18 protein-coding genes are annotated in these 21,445 nt (G+C 53.9%); 13 read left to right on the forward strand and 5 right to left on the reverse strand.

What is annotated here, in order from left to right:
* Positions 1–7: 7 nt before the first annotated feature.
* Complete coding sequence (gene acuI, locus FVB43_RS03245) at positions 8–985, reverse strand: acrylyl-CoA reductase (NADPH) (RefSeq protein WP_159337312.1); 978 nt, start codon at positions 983–985, stop codon at positions 8–10.
* Positions 986–1,211: 226 nt separating this feature from the next.
* On the opposite strand from acuI, the gene csrD reads away from it, so the two are divergent.
* The 8 genes from csrD to tldD all read left to right on the forward strand — a co-directional run bounded on the left by csrD (position 1,212) and on the right by tldD (position 13,697).
* Entirely contained in the window at positions 1,212–3,161 is a 1,950-nt protein-coding gene (gene csrD / locus FVB43_RS03250) for an RNase E specificity factor CsrD (protein WP_133844167.1), read from the forward strand.
* A gap of 313 nt (positions 3,162–3,474) precedes the next feature.
* Positions 3,475–4,518, forward strand: coding sequence for a rod shape-determining protein MreB (mreB, locus tag FVB43_RS03255; RefSeq protein ID WP_126485560.1), 1,044 nt, complete (start codon positions 3,475–3,477; stop codon positions 4,516–4,518).
* Between the two features lie 69 nt (positions 4,519–4,587).
* A complete protein-coding gene (gene mreC / locus FVB43_RS03260) occupies positions 4,588–5,616 on the forward strand; it encodes a rod shape-determining protein MreC (protein WP_133844165.1) in 1,029 nt (342 codons plus the stop codon).
* Positions 5,613–6,101: a rod shape-determining protein MreD gene (gene mreD / locus FVB43_RS03265; RefSeq protein ID WP_133844163.1), complete on the forward strand. Its 489-nt coding sequence runs from the start codon at positions 5,613–5,615 to the stop codon at positions 6,099–6,101. Before mreC ends, mreD begins: the two co-directional genes overlap by 4 nt.
* A 9-nt stretch (positions 6,102–6,110) precedes the next feature.
* The gene (locus FVB43_RS03270; protein ID WP_133844161.1) at positions 6,111–6,704 is read left to right on the forward strand and encodes a Maf family protein; all 594 of its coding nucleotides are present in this window, start codon (positions 6,111–6,113) and stop codon (positions 6,702–6,704) included.
* Complete coding sequence (gene rng, locus FVB43_RS03275; RefSeq protein WP_133844159.1) at positions 6,694–8,163, forward strand: ribonuclease G; 1,470 nt, start codon at positions 6,694–6,696, stop codon at positions 8,161–8,163. Before FVB43_RS03270 ends, rng begins: the two co-directional genes overlap by 11 nt.
* 157 nt (positions 8,164–8,320) lie before the next feature.
* Positions 8,321–12,127, forward strand: coding sequence for an AsmA2 domain-containing protein YhdP (gene yhdP, locus FVB43_RS03280; RefSeq protein WP_167863381.1), 3,807 nt, complete (start codon positions 8,321–8,323; stop codon positions 12,125–12,127).
* A gap of 124 nt (positions 12,128–12,251) precedes the next feature.
* Positions 12,252–13,697 carry a metalloprotease TldD gene (gene tldD / locus FVB43_RS03285; RefSeq protein WP_133844155.1) on the forward strand — a complete coding sequence of 482 codons (1,446 nt, stop codon included), beginning with the start codon at positions 12,252–12,254 and terminating at the stop codon, positions 13,695–13,697.
* Positions 13,698–13,757: 60 nt separating this feature from the next.
* On the opposite strand, the gene aaeR is transcribed toward tldD, so the two are convergent.
* Positions 13,758–14,672, reverse strand: a complete 915-nt coding sequence (aaeR, locus tag FVB43_RS03290; RefSeq protein WP_133844153.1) for an HTH-type transcriptional activator AaeR — start codon at positions 14,670–14,672, stop codon at positions 13,758–13,760.
* A 275-nt stretch (positions 14,673–14,947) separates the two neighbouring features.
* Here aaeR and aaeX point away from each other — a divergent pair, with 275 nt between their 5' ends.
* The 5 genes from aaeX (at position 14,948) to FVB43_RS03315 (ending at position 19,963) form a co-directional block, all read left to right on the forward strand.
* On the forward strand, positions 14,948–15,151 hold the full coding sequence (gene aaeX / locus FVB43_RS03295; RefSeq protein WP_133844248.1) for a p-hydroxybenzoic acid efflux pump operon protein AaeX: 204 nt from the start codon (positions 14,948–14,950) through the stop codon (positions 15,149–15,151).
* A 7-nt stretch (positions 15,152–15,158) separates the two neighbouring features.
* On the forward strand, positions 15,159–16,091 hold the full coding sequence (gene aaeA / locus FVB43_RS03300; protein WP_133844151.1) for a p-hydroxybenzoic acid efflux pump subunit AaeA: 933 nt from the start codon (positions 15,159–15,161) through the stop codon (positions 16,089–16,091).
* A gap of 13 nt (positions 16,092–16,104) precedes the next feature.
* Positions 16,105–18,063, forward strand: coding sequence for a p-hydroxybenzoic acid efflux pump subunit AaeB (gene aaeB, locus FVB43_RS03305; protein WP_374760136.1), 1,959 nt, complete (start codon positions 16,105–16,107; stop codon positions 18,061–18,063).
* A gap of 138 nt (positions 18,064–18,201) precedes the next feature.
* Positions 18,202–19,656, forward strand: coding sequence for an NAD-dependent succinate-semialdehyde dehydrogenase (locus FVB43_RS03310; protein WP_133844147.1), 1,455 nt, complete (start codon positions 18,202–18,204; stop codon positions 19,654–19,656).
* A gap of 37 nt (positions 19,657–19,693) precedes the next feature.
* The gene (locus tag FVB43_RS03315; protein ID WP_133844145.1) at positions 19,694–19,963 is read left to right on the forward strand and encodes a barstar family protein; all 270 of its coding nucleotides are present in this window, start codon (positions 19,694–19,696) and stop codon (positions 19,961–19,963) included.
* Between the two features lie 82 nt (positions 19,964–20,045).
* Here FVB43_RS03315 and yhcN (FVB43_RS03320) read toward each other — a convergent pair whose 3' ends face one another.
* The 3 genes from yhcN (FVB43_RS03320) to yhcN (FVB43_RS03330) form a co-directional block, all read right to left on the reverse strand.
* Entirely contained in the window at positions 20,046–20,309 is a 264-nt protein-coding gene (gene yhcN, locus FVB43_RS03320) for a peroxide/acid stress response protein YhcN (RefSeq protein WP_133844143.1), read from the reverse strand.
* A 92-nt stretch (positions 20,310–20,401) separates the two neighbouring features.
* Positions 20,402–20,671 (reverse strand): peroxide/acid stress response protein YhcN, encoded by a 270-nt coding sequence (gene yhcN, locus FVB43_RS03325; RefSeq protein ID WP_133844141.1) that lies wholly within the window; start codon positions 20,669–20,671, stop codon positions 20,402–20,404.
* Positions 20,672–20,796: 125 nt separating this feature from the next.
* Positions 20,797–21,060 (reverse strand): peroxide/acid stress response protein YhcN, encoded by a 264-nt coding sequence (gene yhcN, locus FVB43_RS03330; RefSeq protein WP_133844139.1) that lies wholly within the window; start codon positions 21,058–21,060, stop codon positions 20,797–20,799.
* Positions 21,061–21,445: the final 385 nt, after the last annotated feature.

The following is a 21,445-nucleotide window of genomic DNA, read 5'->3' on the forward strand; positions in this document are numbered from 1 at the left end:
CATAGCATTAGCGGATACGCACCAGGGTACGGCCAGTAATCTCGTTATTCAGCAGTTTTTCAGCGGCGCTGGCGGCTTCTGACAGGGGAACCTCAGTAGTGGCCTGTTGATAAAACGATGCTGGCAGCACTTTCAGCAGACGTTTCCAGGCTTCACGACGACGTGGTGCTGGCGTCATCACGGAATCCACCCCTTGCAGACGGACATTACGCAGGATAAAAGGCATGACGCTGGTGGGCAGGGCAAAGCCACCTGCCAGGCCGCACGCAGCGACCACACCGTTGTAGTTCATCTGCGCCAGCACACTGGCCAGCACCTGATCGCCTGCGGTATCGACCGCCCCTGCCCAGCGTTGTTTCTCCAGCGGCCGCGCCACCGAACTGAATGCACTGCGCGGCAGCACCTCGCGTGCCCCCAACTGATTGAGGTAGTCATGCGTTGATTCGCGTCCGCTGACGGCCACAACGTGATAACCGAGTGCACTGAGCAGTGCGATGGCGGTGCTTCCCACGCCACCGCTGGCACCCGTGACCAATATTTCACCGCTTTCTGGCGTCACGCCGCCTTCTTCCAGCGCCATAACACACAGCATGGCGGTAAACCCGGCCGTACCAATGATCATCGCCTGGCGGCCATCCATGCCTTCTGGCATCGGGACCAGCCAGTCTGCTTTAACACGTGCCTGTTCGGCCAGGCCGCCCCAGTGGTTTTCACCTACGCCCCAGCCCGTTAGCAGCACCGGCTGACCGCTGTGGAAACGGGGATCGCTACTGGTATGCACTTTCCCGGCAAAATCGATACCGGGCACCATCGGAAACTGGCGGATAATCTTGCCCTTGCCGGTAATCGCCAGCGCATCTTTATAGTTAATACCCGACCAGTCCACATCGACCTTGACCTCGCCTTCCGGCAGGCTGTCAGCGCTAATGAACTTCACGGCAGCAACGGTTTTGCCTTCTGACTGTTCGAGAACCAGAGCCTGCATGAGAATCTCCTGAAAATAGTGGTTTCATTAATAAAAAGCGCCCTGTCAGGACTATACTCCTGGAAATGGACAATTATCTGACCCCGGGCAAGCAATCGGTGTGTGTGGTGTGTTATTTTTCACCGCGTCAGCTGTCAGATATGCACATTTTCCTGGTCATTTACATTTTGGTTGCGGTTCAGTGTTAATGACGTCTTCTTCACCCGCAACACAAATGGGCACAAGGATGCGACTAACCACCAAACTTTCTGCGATTATCACCCTGCTTTGCTCACTGGCCATGTTACTGATGCTGGTGGGCTGCGTACTGAGCTTCTTTTATCTTAGTAACCAGCGGGCAGAACATCGGATCCAGCGGATGGCGGACGATGTTGATAGCGCGTTATTCACACAATCCCCCCAACAGATAGAAGCATGGCTACGTCAGGTCATGAATCCGTTACAAATCGAACGCGTTAAACTGAACAACGGTAATGCGCAACTGTTTCAGGTCACCCTTCATCAGCCGTCCCTCCTGGAAGACGAACCTAATCGCTATCGCCAGATACAGCTTCCGCTGACGCAACATCCCGGCATGACACTGCATATTCAGTGGGTCGACTCCACCCGTACCTGGTTTGCTTCCTTAATAGGGGCTACCAGTTTGTCGCTAATTATCGGTGTGGTCGCGATCATGACTTTATTGCTATGGCAGGCCAGGCGCTGGCTCCAGCAGCAATTACAAGGAATGGAACGGCTGGAGGAGCGCGCTGAAGCCGTGATCAAAGGAGAACGCGCTACGGTCAAATCGGGTTCAGTACATGAGTGGCCGCCTAAAGCCAGCAGCGCAATTGACCTGTTGCTGGCCGATCTGAAAGAGGCAGGAGAGCAGCATAACCGCATTGATACGCTGATCCGTGCATTTGCGGCACAGGATGCCCGCACCGGCCTGAACAACCGCCTGTTCTTTGATAATCAGCTCACCACACTGTTGGAGGATCCGGAGTCCGTTGGAACGCATGGCATGGTGATGATGATCCGCTTGCCAGATTTCGACAGCCTGCGTGAGCGCTGGGGCCATGTGCAGGTGCAGGATTATCTGTTTGCGCTGGTCAATATGCTGTCGACTTTTGTGCTGCGCTATCCCGGTGCGCTGCTGGCTCGCTATTTTCGCAGTGACTTCGCCGTATTGCTCCCACATCGCAGTGTAAAGGATGCCGACGGTATTGCTTCTCAGTTGATTAAAGCAGTCGATACTCTGCCATCAACGCGAATGTTGGATCGTGATGACATGATTCATATTGGTATCAGCGGCTGGCACAGCGGGCAGAGCACTCTTCAGGTGATGGAGAATGCCGAGCGGGCGACGCGTAACGCCACACTACAGGGCGGGAATAACTGGTCGGTGGGCGAGGGGGCTCAGCAGGATTTCGCGCGCGGAAGCGTGAAATGGCGCACATTGCTGGAAAACACACTGAATCGTGGTGGTCCACGGCTTTATCAAAAACCGGCCGTTAACGCCAAGGGTGAAGTGCATCATCGCGAAATGATGCCACGCATCTTTGACGGTGAAAAAGAGCTGTTATCCGCAGAGTATCTGCCTGTGATTCAGCAACTGGGTCTGGCAGAACGCTACGATCGACAGATGGTGAAACGTATTGTGACGTTGATCGAACTGTGGCCAGAAGAAACTCTTGCCATTCCGCTCACCCTCGACTCATTATTGCAGCGCTCATTCCTGAACTGGCTGCGTGATAACCTGCTGCAATGTACTAAATCGCAAAGAAAACGTATTTTATTTGAACTTGCAGAAGCAGATGTGTGTCAACACATCAGCCGTTTAACGCCAGTGTTCCGATTACTCTACGGTTTTGGCTGTGGTGTGGCAGTGAATCAGGCCGGTTTAACGGTAGTGAGCACCGCGTATATCAAGCAGTTCCAGGTCAGGCTGATCAAGCTTCATCCCGGCCTGGTGCGCAATATTGATCGGCGTACTGAAAATCAGCTGTTTGTACAAAGCCTGCTGGAGAGTAGCAAGCAAACTTCCACTCAGGTTTTTGCTGCCGGGGTACGTTCCCGGGAAGAGTGGCAAACGCTGTTGGAGCTGGGAGTCACCGGTGGGCAGGGCGACTTTTTCGCTGCCTCAGAGCCGGTTAATAGTAGCGTGAAAAAATATTCGCAAAGATATCGAGTTTAGTCTCACGTCTGGCAGGTTTTCACGTAGAATACCTGGGAGATTGTGGTTCGACGCGGCTTTCTCGCAGGCCGAGGCGAAACTGAAACTGTTAATTTTTATGTATGTTATGTCCGCTGACGTGTCCAAAAACCACAGCGAAAGGCCGTTATATCGGCTTCCGTTACGCACGATGTCGTAAGGTTGTGACTTCAGCGAGAGATAGCATGATTTTTCACCGAAGCAGAACGTTTTTGCGCCTTGTCGCTGCTTCGTGTGGTTGGTAAAGTAAGCGGATTTTATTTTCCGCCCCCAGCTTGCAGGATTATCCTTTAGTATGTTTAAAAAATTCCGTGGCATGTTTTCCAACGACTTGTCCATCGACCTGGGTACAGCCAATACCCTGATTTACGTGAAAGGGCAGGGCATTGTTCTTAATGAGCCTTCCGTCGTTGCTATCCGTCAGGATCGTGCCGGTTCCCCAAAGAGCGTAGCGGCAGTCGGTCATGACGCAAAACAGATGCTGGGTCGTACACCCGGTAATATCGCAGCTATTCGGCCAATGAAAGATGGCGTTATCGCCGACTTCTTTGTGACTGAGAAAATGTTGCAGCACTTCATCAAACAGGTTCACAGCAACAGCTTTATGCGCCCAAGTCCGCGCGTGCTGGTCTGTGTGCCCGTTGGTGCAACCCAGGTTGAACGTCGTGCCATCCGTGAGTCTGCTCAGGGTGCTGGTGCGCGTGAAGTCTTCCTGATTGAAGAACCCATGGCTGCTGCTATCGGTGCAGGCCTCCCTGTTTCCGAAGCGACCGGTTCTATGGTGGTGGATATCGGTGGCGGTACAACAGAAGTTGCGGTGATCTCGCTGAATGGCGTGGTTTACTCTTCTTCTGTCCGCATCGGTGGTGACCGTTTCGACGAAGCCATCATTAATTATGTGCGCCGTAATTACGGCTCTCTGATTGGTGAAGCCACCGCAGAGCGTATTAAGCATGAGATCGGTTCAGCCTACCCGGGTGACGAAGTGCTCGAGATTGAAGTCCGCGGCCGTAACCTGGCTGAAGGGGTTCCGCGTGGTTTCACCCTGAACTCCAACGAGATCCTGGAAGCGCTGCAGGAGCCGTTAACTGGTATCGTTAGCGCGGTTATGGTTGCACTGGAACAGTGTCCGCCAGAACTGGCATCTGACATCTCCGAACGTGGCATGGTACTGACTGGCGGTGGTGCGCTGTTGCGCAATCTGGATCGCCTGCTTATGGAAGAGACTGGAATTCCAGTGGTCGTTGCAGAAGATCCATTGACCTGCGTTGCACGCGGTGGTGGTAAAGCGTTGGAAATGATTGACATGCACGGCGGCGATTTGTTCAGCGAAGAATAATTTGCCTGAAGGAGTAGCGGGACGCTGCCCGCACTCCTTTTTCATGTTGTCGAGGAAAACGCCGAGTTTATGAAGCCGATGTTCAGCAGGGGGCCTTCCCTGCAGTTACGCTTATTTTTAGCGGTTATTGTGGCAATAGGCGTGATTGTTGCCGACAGTCGCATGGGAGCTTTCTCCCAAATCCGCACCTATATGGACACTGCCGTCAGTCCATTCTATTTCCTGGCCAATGGGCCTCGTCAGATTTTGGACAATGTTTCAGAAACATTGGCCTCCCGCCAGCAACTCGAGCTGGAAAATAAAGCCTTACACCGCGAACTGATGCTGAAGAACAGCGAACTGCTGATGCTGGGTCAGTTTAAGCAGGAAAATGCCCGTTTACGCGAACTGCTGGGTTCACCGCTGCGTCAGGACGAGCATAAAATGGTCACGCAGGTGATCTCCACCGGCACCGATCCCTATACCGATCAGGTGGTGATCGACAAAGGCAGCGTAAACGGTGTTTACGAAGGTCAGCCGGTGATCAGTGATAAAGGCGTGGTCGGCCAGGTGGTTGCTGTGGGTAAAATCACCAGCCGCGTGCTGCTGATTTGCGATGCCTCACACGCACTGCCGATTCAGGTTCTGCGCAATGACATCCGCGTGATTGCGGCGGGTAATGGCTGCACGGAAGATTTGCAGCTTGAACATCTGCCAGGTAATACCGATATCCGCGTGGGCGATGTGCTGGTGACGTCCGGCCTCGGTGGGCGCTTCCCTGAAGGTTACCCTGTTGGGGTGGTTTCTTCCGTGAAAGTGGATACCCAACGCGCTTATACGGTGATCCAGGCGCGTCCAACGGCGGGTCTCCAGCGTCTGCGTTATCTGCTGCTGCTGTGGGGCGCGGATCGCAATGGCTCGATGCCAATGGCACCGGACGAAGTCCATCGCGTGGCCAATGAACGCCTGATGCAGATGATGCCGCAGGTACTGCCGCAGGCGAGCGAAATGGTGGGGCCGCCTGCCCCTCCTGCCGCGGCACCCGCCAGCATCCCGGCAACGGCCCCTGCCGCTGCACCGGTTCGCCGTCCGCAGTCCGAACGCGGAGGCCAGCCTTGAGTAGTTACCGCAGCCACGGACGCTGGGTTATCTGGCTCTCTTTTCTGGTGGCGCTGGTGCTACAAATCATGCCCTGGCCCGAGGAGCTGTTTGTTTATCGCCCGTCATGGCTGTTGTTGATCCTGATCTACTGGGTGCTGGCGTTGCCGCACCGTGTCAACGTTGGCACCGGATTTGTGATGGGATCTATAATGGATCTTATCTCTGGTTCGACGCTCGGCGTACGCGCACTGGCATTCAGTATCGTTGCCTACCTGGTGGCCTTCAAATTCCAGTTATTCCGCAATCTGGCGCTTTGGCAGCAGGCACTGATGGTGATGGTGCTGTCACTGGCGATGGATGTCATCGTATTCTGGTCTGAGTTCCTGGTGATTAACGTTTCCTTCCGCCCAGAAATTTTCTGGAGTAGCGTCGTCGACGGTATCCTCTGGCCCTGGCTGTTCTTACTGATGAGAAAAATTCGCCGCCAGTTTGCCGTACAATAAAGGACAATTATGGTATCCCTGTATCTGGCTTCAGGCTCCCCACGCCGCCGCGAACTGCTGACTCAGCTAGGCCTGTCATTTGAACGCCTTTCTACTGACGTGGAAGAACGCCGTCATCCGGATGAAACCGCAGAGCAGTATGTGCGTCGTCTGGCGCGGGATAAAGCGCTGGCGGGGGTTGCCGTGGCTGCTCGCGATCTCCCGGTGCTGGGTGCTGATACTATTGTTGTGCTGAATAATCATGTGCTGGAGAAACCCGCGGATGCTGAAGCTGCCGCCGCCATGCTGACGATGCTCTCCGGCCAGACTCATGAAGTCATGACCGCGGTAGCGTTGGCCGATCGCCAGCGGACCCTTGAATGTCTTGTTGTCACTGAGGTGACATTTCGCATGTTAACACCTGAAGATATTGCTGGTTATATTGCCAGCGGCGAGCCAATGGATAAGGCAGGCGCTTATGGAATTCAGGGACTGGGTGGCAACTTTGTCAGAAAAATTAACGGAAGTTATCACGCGGTAGTGGGGCTGCCTCTGGTGGAAACCGCCGAGCTTTTCAGCCATTTTCAATCGCTGCGTGATGTGAGAGGTCAAGATGACAGCTGAACTGCTGGTCAATATTACGCCGTCGGAAACCCGTGTTGCCTACATCGACGGTGGCATTCTGCAGGAAATTCATATCGAGCGCGAAGCGCGCCGTGGCATCGTTGGCAACATCTACAAAGGGCGTGTCAGCCGGGTGTTACCAGGAATGCAGGCGGCCTTTGTCGATATTGGGCTGGAAAAAGCGGCGTTTTTGCACGCTTCTGACATCATGCCGCACACCGAATGTGTTGCGGGTGACGAAAAGAAAAATTTCATTGTGCGTGATATCTCCGAACTGGTACGCCAGGGACAAGATCTGATGGTGCAGGTGGTGAAAGATCCGCTTGGGACCAAAGGTGCACGCCTGACGACCGATATTACCTTGCCGTCACGCTATCTGGTGTTTATGCCGGGTGCTTCGCACGTGGGGGTATCGCAACGTATCGAGAGCGAAGCAGAGCGCGACCGCCTGAAATCCGTCGTTGCCAGCTATTGTGATGAGCTGGGCGGATACATCATCCGCACTGCAGCAGAAGGCGTGGGCGAAGATGAGCTGGCATCTGATGCTGCGTTTCTTAAACGTCTGTGGACCAAGGTGATCGAACGTAAGAAACGCAATCAGACGCGCTGCCGCCTTTATGGTGAAGTCGCGCTATCGCAGCGTATCCTGCGTGACTTTGCCGGTGCAGCCCTTGACCGTATCCGCATCGATTCCCGTCTGACGTTTGAACATCTGGTGGAGTTCACCAGCGAATATATCCCGGAGATGACGGCAAAGCTGGAGCTGTATGTCGGCAAGCAGCCTATTTTCGATCTGTTCGATGTGGAAAACGAAATTCAGCGTTCTCTCGATCGTAAAGTTGAGCTCAAGTCAGGTGGCTATCTGATTATCGATCAGACGGAAGCCATGACCACAATTGATATCAATACCGGTGCTTTTGTTGGACACCGTAACCTTGAAGAAACCATCTTCAATACCAACATCGAGGCGACTCAGGCGATTGCGCGTCAGCTCAGGCTGCGTAATCTTGGTGGCATTATCATCATCGATTTTATTGATATGAATAATGACGATCACCGCAGACGAGTTCTGCATTCACTAGACCAGGCCCTAAGTAAAGATCGGGTGAAAACAGGCGTGAATGGTTTCTCACAGCTGGGGCTGGTGGAAATGACGCGTAAGCGCACGCGCGAAAGTATTGAGCATGTACTGTGCCAGGATTGTCCTGTGTGTAAAGGGCGTGGAACGCTGAAAACGGTGGAAACGGTCTGTTATGAAATCATGCGTGAGATTGTGCGTGTGCATCATGCTTATGATTCTGACCGTTTCCTGGTTTATGCCTCGCCATCGGTGGGTGAAGCGCTGAAAAGCGATGAGTCTCATGCTTTAGCGGAAGTAGAAATCTTTGTGGGCAAGCAGGTTAAAGTTCAAATAGAACCGCTCTATACTCAGGAGCAGTTTGACGTGGTGATGATGTAATATCCGCACGGTTCTCCCCGATTTTGCGCTAAAAATCGCAACGGTTGGGGGGAAACTGGACGTTACGGCTTGAACCGCCTTGTCGTATCTCCCTCGTGAGATACCAACAGATTTTAGTGACTGGCTATCCGTTTTCGCGGAAGACAAGGAGAGGTGTGTGAGGCAATTGCCGAAGGTTTTGCTATTCACTGGCGCAACATTGGTGGTGGTTACTGCGCTATTAGTGAGTGGCTTACGTCTGCTGATGCCGCATATGAACAGTTGGCGTGCGCCAATCCTTAACGCTGTGTCTGCTGCCGCGGGCGTCGAGATCAAGGCCAGCGCAATTGAAGGCAGCTGGGAGAACTTTGGTCCCCGCCTGGAAATCAAAGATATCCAGACCGGCTTCTCCGATGGCGGCGCACTGAAAATCCAGCGCGTCACGCTGGCGTTGGATGTCTGGAAATCATTGCTGCACCTGCGCTGGCAGTTTCGCGATCTGACTTTCTGGCAGCTCAACCTGCTCACCAATACCCCGCTGAATGGTGGCAATAATCGTCAGTCAGATTTTCAGACTGAGCGGTTAAACGATCTCTTCCTGCGCCAGTTTGACCACTTCGATCTGCGCGACAGTCACATCAGTTTTGTTACCCCATCCGGACAGCGTGCAACGCTGGCCATTCCGCAGCTGACCTGGCTTAATGAAAAAAATCGCCATCGTGCCGAGGGACTGGTCAGTCTTTCCAGTTTTACAGGGCAGCATGGTGTGGTGCAGTTGCGGCTGGATCTCAGCGACAGTAATGGTTACCTCAGTACCGGGCGTGTGTGGATGCAGGCCGATGACGTTGATATGAAACCCTGGCTGGGACAGTGGATGCGCGACAACACCAGTCTGGAAAGCGCGCGTTTCAGCCTCGCCGCCTGGATGAGTGTGGAAAATGGTGAAGTCCATGGTGGTGATGTCTGGTTGAAACAGGGGGGAGCTAACTGGCAGGGCGACAAACAGGCGCACCATCTCAGCGTAGACAATCTTACTGCACATATCAGTCGTTTTAACGGTGGCTGGAATGTGAATATCCCGCAAACGCGCTTTATTACGGATGGGCAGCCCTGGCCACACGGTCAGTTATCGCTGTTATGGCAGCCCGAAAATACGCAGCTACCCGGTCCTGATCATCATCAGGAACTGCGCGTGCGCGTCACCGATCTGGACCTTGAGCGTCTTGATCCACTCATTCCGCTTTTTGCCAAACTGTCTCCGCAACTGCTGGAAAATTGGCGTGCGCTGCAACCGCGCGGCCAGCTCAACGCGCTGGCGCTGGATATACCGCTTCAGCAGCCGGAACGGACTCGTTTCCAGGCCAAATGGCAGAATCTGAGCTGGCAGCAGTGGGAACTATTGCCAGGTATGGAGCATCTTAACGGGACGCTGGCAGGCGGCGTGGCTGACGGGCGGCTCACCTTCGATATTCAGAAGGCTACGCTCCCTTATGGTGATATGTTCCGCGCTCCGCTGGAGATTGCCCAGGCCAGTGGGTCACTCAACTGGGAATATGGAAAACAGGGGCTGACGCTGTCCGGCCAGCAGGTTGATGTTCAGGCGCGCTCACTGTGGGCGCGGGGTGACTTCCGCTATCAGCAACAGAACGAGCAGCCACCTCGTCTTGATATCCTCGCGGGTATTAACCTCACCAATGCGGGTGATGCCTGGCGCTATTTCCCTGAACCGCTGATGGGGAAATCGCTGGCAGACTATCTGAGCGGCGCGATCAAAGGCGGGCAGGTGAAAGATGCAACGCTGGTCTTTGCCGGTGACCCGCACCATTTCCCGTTCAGAAAGAATGACGGCATGTTTGAAGTGGCGGTACCGTTGCGTCAGGCGACCTACGAGTTTGAACCGGGCTGGCCGTTGCTGGAAAATCTGGATATTGACCTCGACTTCGCCAACAACGGTCTGTGGATGAAAGCGCCTGATATCAAACTGGGCGAGGTTAACGGCCATAACATCTCGGCGGTGATCCCCGATTATTTGCAAGAAAAGCTGATTATTGATGGTGAGATCAAGGGGGAAGGGCCTCAGATACGTGAGTACTTTAATCAGTCACCGTTAAAACCCTCGCTGGGAGCGGCGCTGGACGAACTGCAAATCGGCGGTGATGTTAGTGGGCGCTTACATCTTGATATCCCGCTGGATGGCAAAGAGGTGCGTGCCACGGGTGACGTGAATCTTGCAGGCAACTCGCTCTTGATCAAACCGCTGGAGACGCGTTTCGACCAGCTGAGCGGTCACTTTACCTATGATAACGGCGACCTGAAAAGTGATGCGATGACCGCCCGCTGGTTTGGTCAGCCCATCGGCGTGAGCTTCAACACCCAGGACGGGGAAAAAGAGTATCAAATCGGTGTGGATCTGAACGGTGACTGGCAGCCAGGGGCGATAAGTCAGCTGCCTGAGGCGGTGAGTAAACAGCTGGGGGGACATCTGCCGTGGCAGGGCAATGTACTGGTGACCTTGCCGCACAAAGGTGGGGCCAGTTACCTGGTTAACCTTGACGGTGATCTTAAAAATGTGAGCAGTCGCTTACCTGCACCGCTTGATAAAACAGGCACCAGTGCGCTTCCTGTGAAAGTGTTGGCAAAAGGTAACCTCAATAGTCTTGATCTCAGTGGCTCCGTGGGTGACCGTCATCGATTTAACAGTCGCTGGCTGCTGGGTAAGCAGCTTAAAGTCGACCGTGGTATCTGGGAAAACGACACAAAACACCTGCCTGCGCTGCCGGAGAGCAGTGGAATGGTATTAAATCTGCCTGCGCTGGACGGTGAAGCCTGGCTTGGCTTGCTGGGAGCGGGTTCGGGTAGCGGTGGTAACGGCAAAACGGGAATCACGATGCTGCCAGGTGATATTCGCCTGCACACACCTGCACTCACTCTGGCGGGCCAGCAGTGGCAGGATCTTACCGCCACTCTCAGCCAAAGTATGGCGGGCGAGATGACGGTCAACGCTCAGGGCAAGGATATCATTGGTTCTCTGGTCACTAAGCAGAATGAACCCTGGGTGGCTAACCTCAAATACCTTTATTACAACCCGCAATGGGACAGCAAAGGCACCTCGTCATCTCCCTTGCCTGACGATGCGGCCCGGGTGAATTTCAGCGTCTGGCCTGCACTCCGCCTGAACTGCGATGAATGCTGGCTACGTGGACAGAAATTCGGCCATATGAAGGCCGACCTGACGCCATCCGGCGATACGCTGACGTTGGAGAATGGACTGATTGATAGTGGTAATACTCACCTGACCGTGAAGGGCGAGTGGGTGAACCAGCCAGGCCAGCAGCGCACGTCGTTGAAGGGCGTACTAAGCGGTAAAAAAATCAATGATGCCACTAACTGGTTTGGTGTCAGCTCACCGCTGCGTGATTCGCCGTTTAAGCTGGAATATGATCTGCACTGGCAGTCGGCACCGTGGCAACCGTCGGAGCAGACGTTAAGCGGTGTGCTGAAGTCGCATCTGGGCGCGGGGCAGATCGCCGATGTTTCAACCGGCCGTGCCGGGCAACTGCTGCGTCTGGTCAGCATCGACTCGCTGTTGCGTAAATTACGCCTCGATTTTAGCGACACTTTCAGCCAGGGCTTCTATTTCGACTCCATCAACGGCACGGCCTGGATTGAAAACGGCGTGATGCACACCGATAACCTGCTGGTGGATGGGCTGGAAGCCGACATTGCCATGAAAGGAAAGATGGATCTGGTCAAACGCCAGATTGATATGGAAGCCGTTGTTGCTCCGGAAATTTCTACGACCGTGGGTGTCGCGACTGCCTTTGCAGTGAACCCGGTGATTGGTGCGGCGGTATTTGCCGCCAGTAAAGTGCTGGGGCCGCTTTGGAGCAAGATTTCCGTGCTTCGCTACCACATCAGTGGGCCGATAGATAAACCGCAAATTGATGAAGTGCTGCGTAAACCACGTGAGATCAGTGAGAAGTGAGTTTGACGTGGCCCTCATATTGCCTCACCCTTCATATATGATACGGGGTATCACCATCGTACCTCGTCACAATTGACAATTGAAAGCCAGCAGCCACTGGCTCATCCACACAGAGCGAGAATTCATGAGTCTGAATCTGGTAAGTGAGCAGTTACTAACTGCTAACAACATTCGTCAAAGCGACCTTTTTTCTATTCTCAGCCAGCTTTCAGAGCGCAAGCTGGATTATGCGGACCTCTATTTTCAGTCCAGCTACCATGAGTCCTGGGTGTTGGAAGACCGCATCATTAAAGACGGCTCTTACAATATCGATCAGGGCGTTGGTGTGCGCGCGGTTAGCGGAGAGAAAACCGGCTTCGCCTATGCTGACCAGATTACGCTAAATGCGCTGAATCAAAGTGCCACAGCGGCACGCAGCATTGTACGCGAGCAGGGCAACGGCCAGTCACGCACGCTGGGGGCGGTGATGAACCGTGCGCTGTATCCGGCACTCGATCCGCTGCAAAGCCTTACCCGCGAAGAGAAAATTGCTCTGCTGCACCGCGTTGACAGCGCTGCACGCGCAGCCGACAAACGCGTACAGGAAGTATCTGCCAGCCTGAGCGGTGTCTATGAATTGGTGCTGGTCGCGGCAACCGATGGCACGCTGGCGGCCGATGTGCGTCCACTGGTACGTCTCTCGGTGAGCGTCCAGGTGGAAGATAACGGCAAGCGCGAGCGCGGTGCCAGCGGCGGCGGCGGGCGCTTCGGCTACGAGTTTTTCCTGGCAAATGAAAACGGGGAAGTGCGTGCCGAAGCCTGGGCACGTGAAGCCGTGCGCATGGCGCTGGTGAATCTGAATGCGGTCGCGGCACCGGCAGGCACCATTCCTGTAGTGCTGGGTGCTGGCTGGCCGGGCGTGCTGCTGCACGAGGCGGTGGGTCACGGTCTGGAAGGCGATTTCAACCGCCGTGGAACGTCGGTGTTCAGTGGCCAAATGGGGCAGTTGGTGGCCTCTGAGCTGTGTACCGTCGTGGATGATGGCACCATCGAAGGGTTGCGCGGCTCGCTGGCCGTTGATGATGAAGGCGTACCGGGGCAGTACAATGTATTGATTGAAAACGGTATTTTGAAAGGCTACATGCAGGATAAACTCAATGCGCGTCTGATGGGCGTGGCGCCTACCGGGAATGGTCGTCGTGAGTCTTATGCACATCTGCCGATGCCGCGTATGACCAATACCTATATGCTGGCAGGCAAGTCGACCCCGCAGGATATTATCGAAAGCGTGGAGTACGGTCTGTATGCGCCGAACTTCGGCGGTGGTCAGGTGGATATTACCTCGGGTAAATTTGTTTTCTCCACCTCTGAAGCTTATCTGATTGAAAACGGTAAGGTGACGAAGCCGGTGAAAGGCGCAACGCTGATCGGTTCCGGTATTGAAGCGATGCAACAGATTTCAATGGTGGGTAATGACCTGGCGCTGGATAAAGGCGTTGGCGTCTGCGGTAAAGAGGGCCAGAGCCTGCCTGTTGGCGTGGGTCAGCCTACGCTGAAGCTGGATAAACTCACCGTCGGTGGTACCGCCTGACGTTGACCCAGGGCGAGGCGTGCCTCGCCCCTACGGTTTCTGCTTTCTGCATAGTGTGCGTTATGTGCGAAACTCCTGATAAATCTCCGCCACCTTATCGAAATACGCGATCAGATAGTTAATGCACACCTGCACCTTTAGCGGCAATTTGTCTTTCTGGGTGTATACCGCATAGACCGGGCGCGGCACCGATTGATAATGCGCGAACAGGATTTCCACTTTCCCGGCATTAATCTCATCAATAATCCACATCAGCGGCACATAGGCGATACCGGTGCCGGATTTCAGCCAGCGGATCAGTGTCTGTGAGTCATTGGTGGCAAAGCGGCCCTGAGGCGAGAGACGAATCGATGTGCCTTCCGGTGAGGTCAGCTCAAAGTCGTTATCCACGCGTACGCTGTATTCGAGCCACGAAAAGTTGCTGATGTCTGACGGTTTTTCCGGCGTCCCATTCTGCGCGAGATAGCTTTTCGCGGCACATACCACCATCGGCATGGAACCCAGCCGCGTTGAAAACAGACTGGAATCCTGCAATGCACCAACACGGATCACCAGGTCCAGCCCGTCCGCGATAAGATCCGGTGCCGGAATTCCCGTCACCAGGTTAACGGTCAGTCCCGGATACTCCTTCAGCATCTCTTCGGTCATCGGGGCCAGTAAATTCTGCGACATGGTAGAAGAACTGCCGATGCGCAGTGTGCCAACCGGCGTATTATTAAATGCCCACAGTTGTTCATGCACCTGCTGCGCCTCCGACATCATGCGACGGCAGCCCTGAAAGTAGATCTTACCGGCCTCGGTCAGCCCCAGGCTGCGCGTACTACGATTAAGCAGCTTCACCTGGAGTTCATTTTCCAGCCTGGCGACAATCTGGCTAACGGCCGATACACTTAACTGCATCTGTTGTGCTGCTGCGGTAAATGAACCCAGTTCAACGACTTTGGCGAAAACGGTCATGCCCTTCAGTCTTTCCATTATTAACCCTGGCTTAAAAGTGATTTAGATCACATTTGGTAGATAACTTATAGTCAGGCGCGTTACTATAGTCATGTCAGGTTATCGACCTGTCGCCCCGCGTGTGACAAATGCTGCCCCTGAATAGACTATTATTCAATTGGCTTTGGTGCTGATTAGCGTCTGACTGTCTCCCTGTCAGCTGATCACCTTTTGCATACATATCTCTCAGTAAACCCTGAGAGGAGCGGGTTGTGGCAGCGAATTACCTGGTACAGTATCAACAAGGATAAATGATGAGTGTACTTCCGGTTGTCGTGGTGTTCGGGATGTCATTCCCACCCATTTTTTTTGAAATAATTGTGTCGCTGATCGTGTTCTGGCTGGTCCGCCGTCTGATCACGCCGACCGGGATCTATGATCTGGTCTGGCATCCGGCACTGTTTAATACTGCATTGTACTGCTGCCTGTTCTATCTGGTATCCCGATTGTTCGTCTGAGGTCATAGTGAAAGCTCTAACAAGAAAAATTGCCCGTTTCGCCATTACCCTGCTGCTGGTGATCATCGCGATTGTCCTGATTTTCCGCGTCTGGGTGTTTTATACCGAATCCCCGTGGACGCGTGACGCCAAATTCACCGCTGATGTTGTGGCGATTGCGCCTGATGTCAGCGGCCTGATCACCGACGTTCGCGTCCGTGATAACCAGCTGGTGCAGAAAGACCAGGTGTTGTTCACCATCGACCAGCCGCGTTACCAGAAAGCGCTGGAAGAGGCGGAAGCGGATGTTGCCTACTACCAGGCGGTGCTGAGTGAAAAGCGCCGTGAAGCTGCGCGTCGTAATCAGCTAGGCATCTCGGCCATGTCGCGTGAAGCGATTGACCAGGCCAACAGTGATTATCAAACCACGGAACACCAGCTGGCGAAAGCCGTCGCCACCCGGGACCTGTCGAAGCTGGACCTGGAACGTACCACGGTAAAAGCACCCGCAGCGGGCTGGATCACCAACCTGAATGTTTACACGGGTGAGTTTATTACCCGCGGTTCAACGTCGGTGGCGCTGGTGAAGCAGAACTCCTTCTATGTGCTGGCCTACCTGGAAGAGACCAAACTGGATGGCATCCGTCCGGGTTATCGTGTCGAAATTACACCGCTGGGCAGCAACCATGTCCTGCATGGCTCGGTCGACAGTGTGGCCGCTGGTGTAACCAACAGCAGCAGTACGGTTGATGGTAAAGGGATGGCGACGATTGACTCCAACCTTGAGTGGGTACGTCTGGCACAGCGTGTGCCGGTGCGAATTCACCTTGACCAGCAGCCGGGTAACCTCTATCCGTCGGGTACCACGGCGACCGTAGTGGTCACAGGCGCGCAAGACCGTCAGGATAAAGATATGTCACCGCTGATGAAGCTGATGCATCGCCTGCGCGAGTTTGGTTGAGGCGGGGCGAATGATGCAGTGGTATCGTCTGCGCTTTCCCATCAAACTGACTTTTGCCATTTTACTGGCGCTGTTTGTCGGCTTTGAATTTAACCTGGAAACTCCGCGCTGGGCGGTGATGACGGCAGCTATCGTTGCCGGGGGCACCGCTTTTGCCGCCGGGGGCGACCCCTTCTCCGGTGCGTTGCGCCATCGCGGCATGTTGCGCATTATCGGCACCTTTATTGGCTGCATTGCTGCCGTGGTGATCATGGTGGCCACCATTCGTGCGCCCGTAGTGATGTTGTTGCTGTGCTGCATCTGGGCGGGTGTCTGCGTGTGGGTTTCTTCACTGATGAAGGTGGAAAACTCTTATGCACTGGGCCTGGCGGGCTACACCGCGCTGATTATCGTGGTCAGCGTGGATGCTAACGGCTCGCTGCTGCTGGCCCCGCAGTTTGCCGTTGAGCGCTGTAGTGAAATCATTATCGGTATTGTCTGCGCTATTCTGGCTGACATGCTGTTCTCACCGCGTTCGATTAAACAGGATATTGATCGGGAAATTGATGCTCTTCTGGTTGAGCAGTACCGGTTGATGCAGCTCTGCGTGTCACATGCGGACAAAGATGAGGTTGATAAATGCTGGGCGGGGCTGGTACGCCGCACCACCGCGCTGAACGGTATGCGCACCCATCTGATGATGGAGTCAGGGCGCTGGCAGAAAGTGGATCGCCGTCTGCGCGTATTGAATACCCTGTCGCTGACGTTGATTACCCAGGCCTGTGAAACCTTCCTTATCCAGAACACCCGGCAAGAATATGTTCCTTCCCAGTTTCATCTGTTCTTCGAAAAGCCGGTTAATAATATTGCGGATATCCATAAGCGGATGAAAGTGATGCGCAGGGTGATTACCGCCAGCGGCAGTAAAAATACGCCGACGACCATTCGCACCTGGGTGGGGGCGGCAAGTCGCTATCTGCTGCTGCTGAAAGGGATCCACACCAATAGCCGTATCAGCCGCATAGAAGAAGATCTCCTGAATGCGGAACCCGTAGTCAAAATGCGTTCGGCTGAAAACCGTCATGCGTTGGTTAACGGCTTACGTACGTTTGTCGCGATTGCCGTTGGTTCACTCTTCTGGCTGTGGACCGGTTGGACCTCCGGCAGCGGTGCGATGGTGATGCTGGCAGTGATTACCTCACTGGCGATGCGCACGCCCAACCCGCTCATGGTCGCCAAAGACTTTCTCTACGGCATGATTGTCGCTATTCCTCTGGGGTCACTGTATTACATGGTGGTGATGCCAAATACCCAGCAAAGTATGCTGCTGTTATGCATCGCTCTGGGTATCATCGCGTTTATCTGCGGCATTCTGATCCAGCGGCGGCAGATCGGTACGCTGGGGGCGCTGGTGGGGACCATTAATATCCTGACACTGGATAATCCGATGAAGTTTGAAGTCAGCTTGTTTCTCGACAGTGCGCTCGGCCAGGCGATCGGCTGCTTTGTTGCCTTGCTGGTGATCCTGCTGATACGCGATACCTCGAAAGCACGCGTCGGACGGACGCTACTTAATCGCCTGATGTATGCTGCGGTCTCTGCGCTGACGACTAACCCGGCACGGCGTAAAGAGAACCACTTGCCTGCGCTCTATCAGCAACTCTTTATGCTGCTGAATATCTTCCCCGGTGACATCGACAAATACCGGCTGGCGCTGACGCTGATCATTGGTCATCAACGTATGCGTGATGCCGATGTGCCCGTAAATGCCGATCTCTCTGCGTTCCACAAGCAGATGCGCCATACCGCTGACCGGGTTATCTCCTCCAGCAGTGAAATTAAAAAACGCCATTACTTTGAACGCTTGCTGGCAGAGTTTGAGATCTATCAGCAAAAGCTGGAACAGTATGACGCCCCGATCGGTGTGACCGAGCCGGTTGCACGACTGGCTGCGATGCTGAAAAAATATCAGAATACCCTGATCGAGATTTGATCACCTCGCTGACAGCATCCGCTGTCAGCGCTTTTCCTTGCCTGATTCCTTTCTCTGATGCCACTCCGTCATAAAACGACCGTCATTTGCCATCTATACTTATTGCCAGGCAAATGAAAACCGTATCAGGAGACAACGATGGCCCTCTCAACGCTTAAGGATAACGAACTGTTTCAGACTGGCTTTCTGGTCAATGGCCGCTGGCAGCAGGCGACGAGCACCTTTGACGTGCTCAACCCCGCGACCGGGGAAGTGATTGCTCAGGTGGCAAAAGCGGGCAAAACAGAAACTGAGCAGGCCATTGCGGCAGCGGCAGCGGCTTTCCCGGGCTGGCGTGCCCAGACCGCCAAACAACGCGCTGAAATTCTGCAACGCTGGTATCAGCTTATCCTTGAAAACAAAGCCTGGCTGGGGCGTCTGATGACCGCCGAACAGGGTAAACCATTAAAAGAGGCAGAGGGCGAGGTGGAGTATGCTGCCAGCTTCATTCAGTGGTTTGCTGAACAGGCGAAGCGTGCGAATGGTGAAATCATTCCTCCGGCAAAGCCGGGCAGCCGCATTCTTGCCACGCGTGAACCTGTTGGGGTGGTTGCCGCCATTACACCGTGGAATTTCCCCATGGCCATGCTGACTCGCAAACTGGGTCCGGCGCTGGCTGCTGGCTGTACCGGCGTGATCAAACCCGCTAATAACACGCCGCTTTCTGCCTTCGCCTTGCTGGCGCTGGCGAAAAAAGCGGGCGTGCCCGATGGCGTTCTGAATGCAGTCGCCGGCGATACGCAGGCGATCAGTGATGCCATTATGGCGAGCAATCAGGTGCGGAAAATCTCCTTTACCGGTTCCACACAAGTTGGCAAGTTGCTGATGCGCAATGCGGCCGAGACGCTGAAAAAGGTTTCAATGGAGCTGGGGGGCAACGCACCCTATATCGTCTTTGACGATGCGGATATTGATGCGGCGGTGAAAGGGGCGATTGCTAATAAATTCCGTAATGCCGGGCAGGTCTGCGTCAGCGTGAATCGCTTCTTTATCCATAACCGTGTTTACGATCGCTTCGTTAGTCAACTGGCGGAGGAAGTGAAAAAGCTGAAGGTGGGTAACGGAATGGAAGAGGGCGTGGTGATCGGGCCGCTAATAGACGCCTCCGCGCTTAAAAAAGTCGAAGAACATGTTAACGATGCCGTGGCACAAGGCGGCAGGCTGGTGACCGGTGGTGCGCGTCATGCGCTGGGGGGGAATTTCTGGCAACCCACCGTGATTGCGGAAGCGAATGAAACCATGAAACTGGCCCATGAAGAGACCTTCGGTCCGGTGGCCGCGTGCTTCCGTTTTGATACGGAAGAAGAGGTCGTCCGCCGGGCGAATGATACCGAGTTTGGTCTGGCCGCCTACTTTTATACACAAAATCTGCAGCGGGTATTCCGCGTCTCTGCCGCGCTGGAAAGTGGCATGGTGGGAGTGAATGAGTGTGCGGTCTCTACTGAGTTGGCGCCGTTCGGTGGCGTCAAAGCCTCCGGTCTGGGGCGGGAAGGTTCGGTTCTGGGGCTTGAGGAGTTTATGGAAGTCAAAGCCCTGCATATTGGTGGGCTGTAGCCCTACGCCCGGTTGTGTGTCCTGCGGAGCAGCCAGCATGAGAAAAGAGAGTTTCGATTTTAATGTGATTGTCGACCAGGCGCATTTCTACCGCCAGTTCAGTGAACGGTTTGCATTAACGGCGAGTGTGATAAGCGATTTGGATAGCCTGTGGGATGCCATCATTCAGCCGCAGGTGCCGCTACCGCTGGAGATTGAGTTTATCCATCTGGGAAGTGGTCAGAAACGACGATATGGCGCACTGATTTTGCTCTTTGATGAAGCGGAAGAGGAACTTGAGGGCCAGCTCCGCTTTAACGTCAGGTAAAAAGGGCAAAAAAAGGGCCCCGGCGAACGGGGCCAAAAAGGTCGTCTGGCCTGCCCATCATGGGCAGTGCATTGACGAGGAATTACTTATAGAGCTCGGCGGTGGCGTGCCAGCTGTCCTGATTACGTGCTTCAATAATGCGATAAGCACTGGCACCTTCACGATCGGCTTTTTGTGACAGCTGCTGACGAATATCCGACGGTGTACCCGCCACGCCACTCAACGTAATTGTCCCCGCAGATTGCAGATTTTCAGCCTGTTGGCTGTTGACCAGCTGTGCAGCAGATGCGCCAAAGCTGACGACAGAAAACAGACCCAATGCAGCGATGGTTGTTTTAATTTTCATGATTAATCTCCTCATTGTGACCAACAACCTGCGGATTCAACATCATGACCGCAGTCATGTCACGGATGGGTGCAGCAGCACCCGATACGGTGTTATTTATACAGTTCAGCGGTGGCGTGATAGTTACCGTCGTTACGTGCTTCGATGACACGGTAAGAGGTTGCGCCCTGCTGGTCCGCTTTCTCTGACAGCGCATGACGGATATCCATTGGCGTTCCGTCGATACCGCTGACGCTTACGGTGCCGACAGATTGCAGGTTCTGGCTGGCGACCTGCTCATTGGTCACCAGATTCGCGGCGCTGGCGCCGAATGACAGAACAGAAGCAAGACTCAATGCAGCGATGGTAAAAGTGGTTTTCATGATGATGACTCCAGAATTAGGGTTTCGCGGTAACCGAAAGGGCTTAAAAGCGTTTTTTATACTTGGGGTTACCGTATTTCATTAATTAATTAACTAATAAATAGACGTCCAGGTGACTGACTGAATTATTTGTACAATTCCGCTGTCGCGTGCCAGTTACCGTTCTCATAGTCTTCGATAACGCGGTAAGCGCTGGCGCCTTTCTCAGTTGCTTTATTATTCAGAGCCTGATGGATATCCATCGGCGATCCGGCGACACCGCTGACGCTAATGACGCCGATAGATTGCAGATTCTTAGCCTGATCGGCGTTAACAGATTCAGCGGCAAAAGAACCAAATGACAGCGCAGATAACACGCTCAATGCAGCAATAGTAGTTTTAACGTTCATGATATTTTCCTCGTCAACTGTTTTTATCTTTTTACGTACTGTGATTTGCATCACGAAAACAAGTATAGATCTAATAACGTAAAAAATTAATAGCACGCTAATAATTTTTTGTTGGGATTCTTCTGGCGTTATGGCATTTTTAATAACCAGCCGTTATAAAAAACGCTTATATTTTACCCGCCCCCTGTTAAATACGTGTAAAAACATCGCACTGCGTGACATTAGCGATTTGTGCGCTTATTAGGGGTTGATCACATTGCTGAAAGAATTTTTGGCAGTGGTAGCCGCAAGGAGCCGGGTGAGAAGGGAGTGGGATATTCTGCTGTTGGTTGTTTTATCAGGGAAATAAAAAAGGGCCGATCAGTATCAGCCCTAAGTAAAATGC

The organism is Erwinia rhapontici, assembly GCF_012271765.1.
In the GTDB taxonomy this organism is placed as follows: Bacteria; Pseudomonadota; Gammaproteobacteria; order Enterobacterales; family Enterobacteriaceae; genus Erwinia; species Erwinia rhapontici.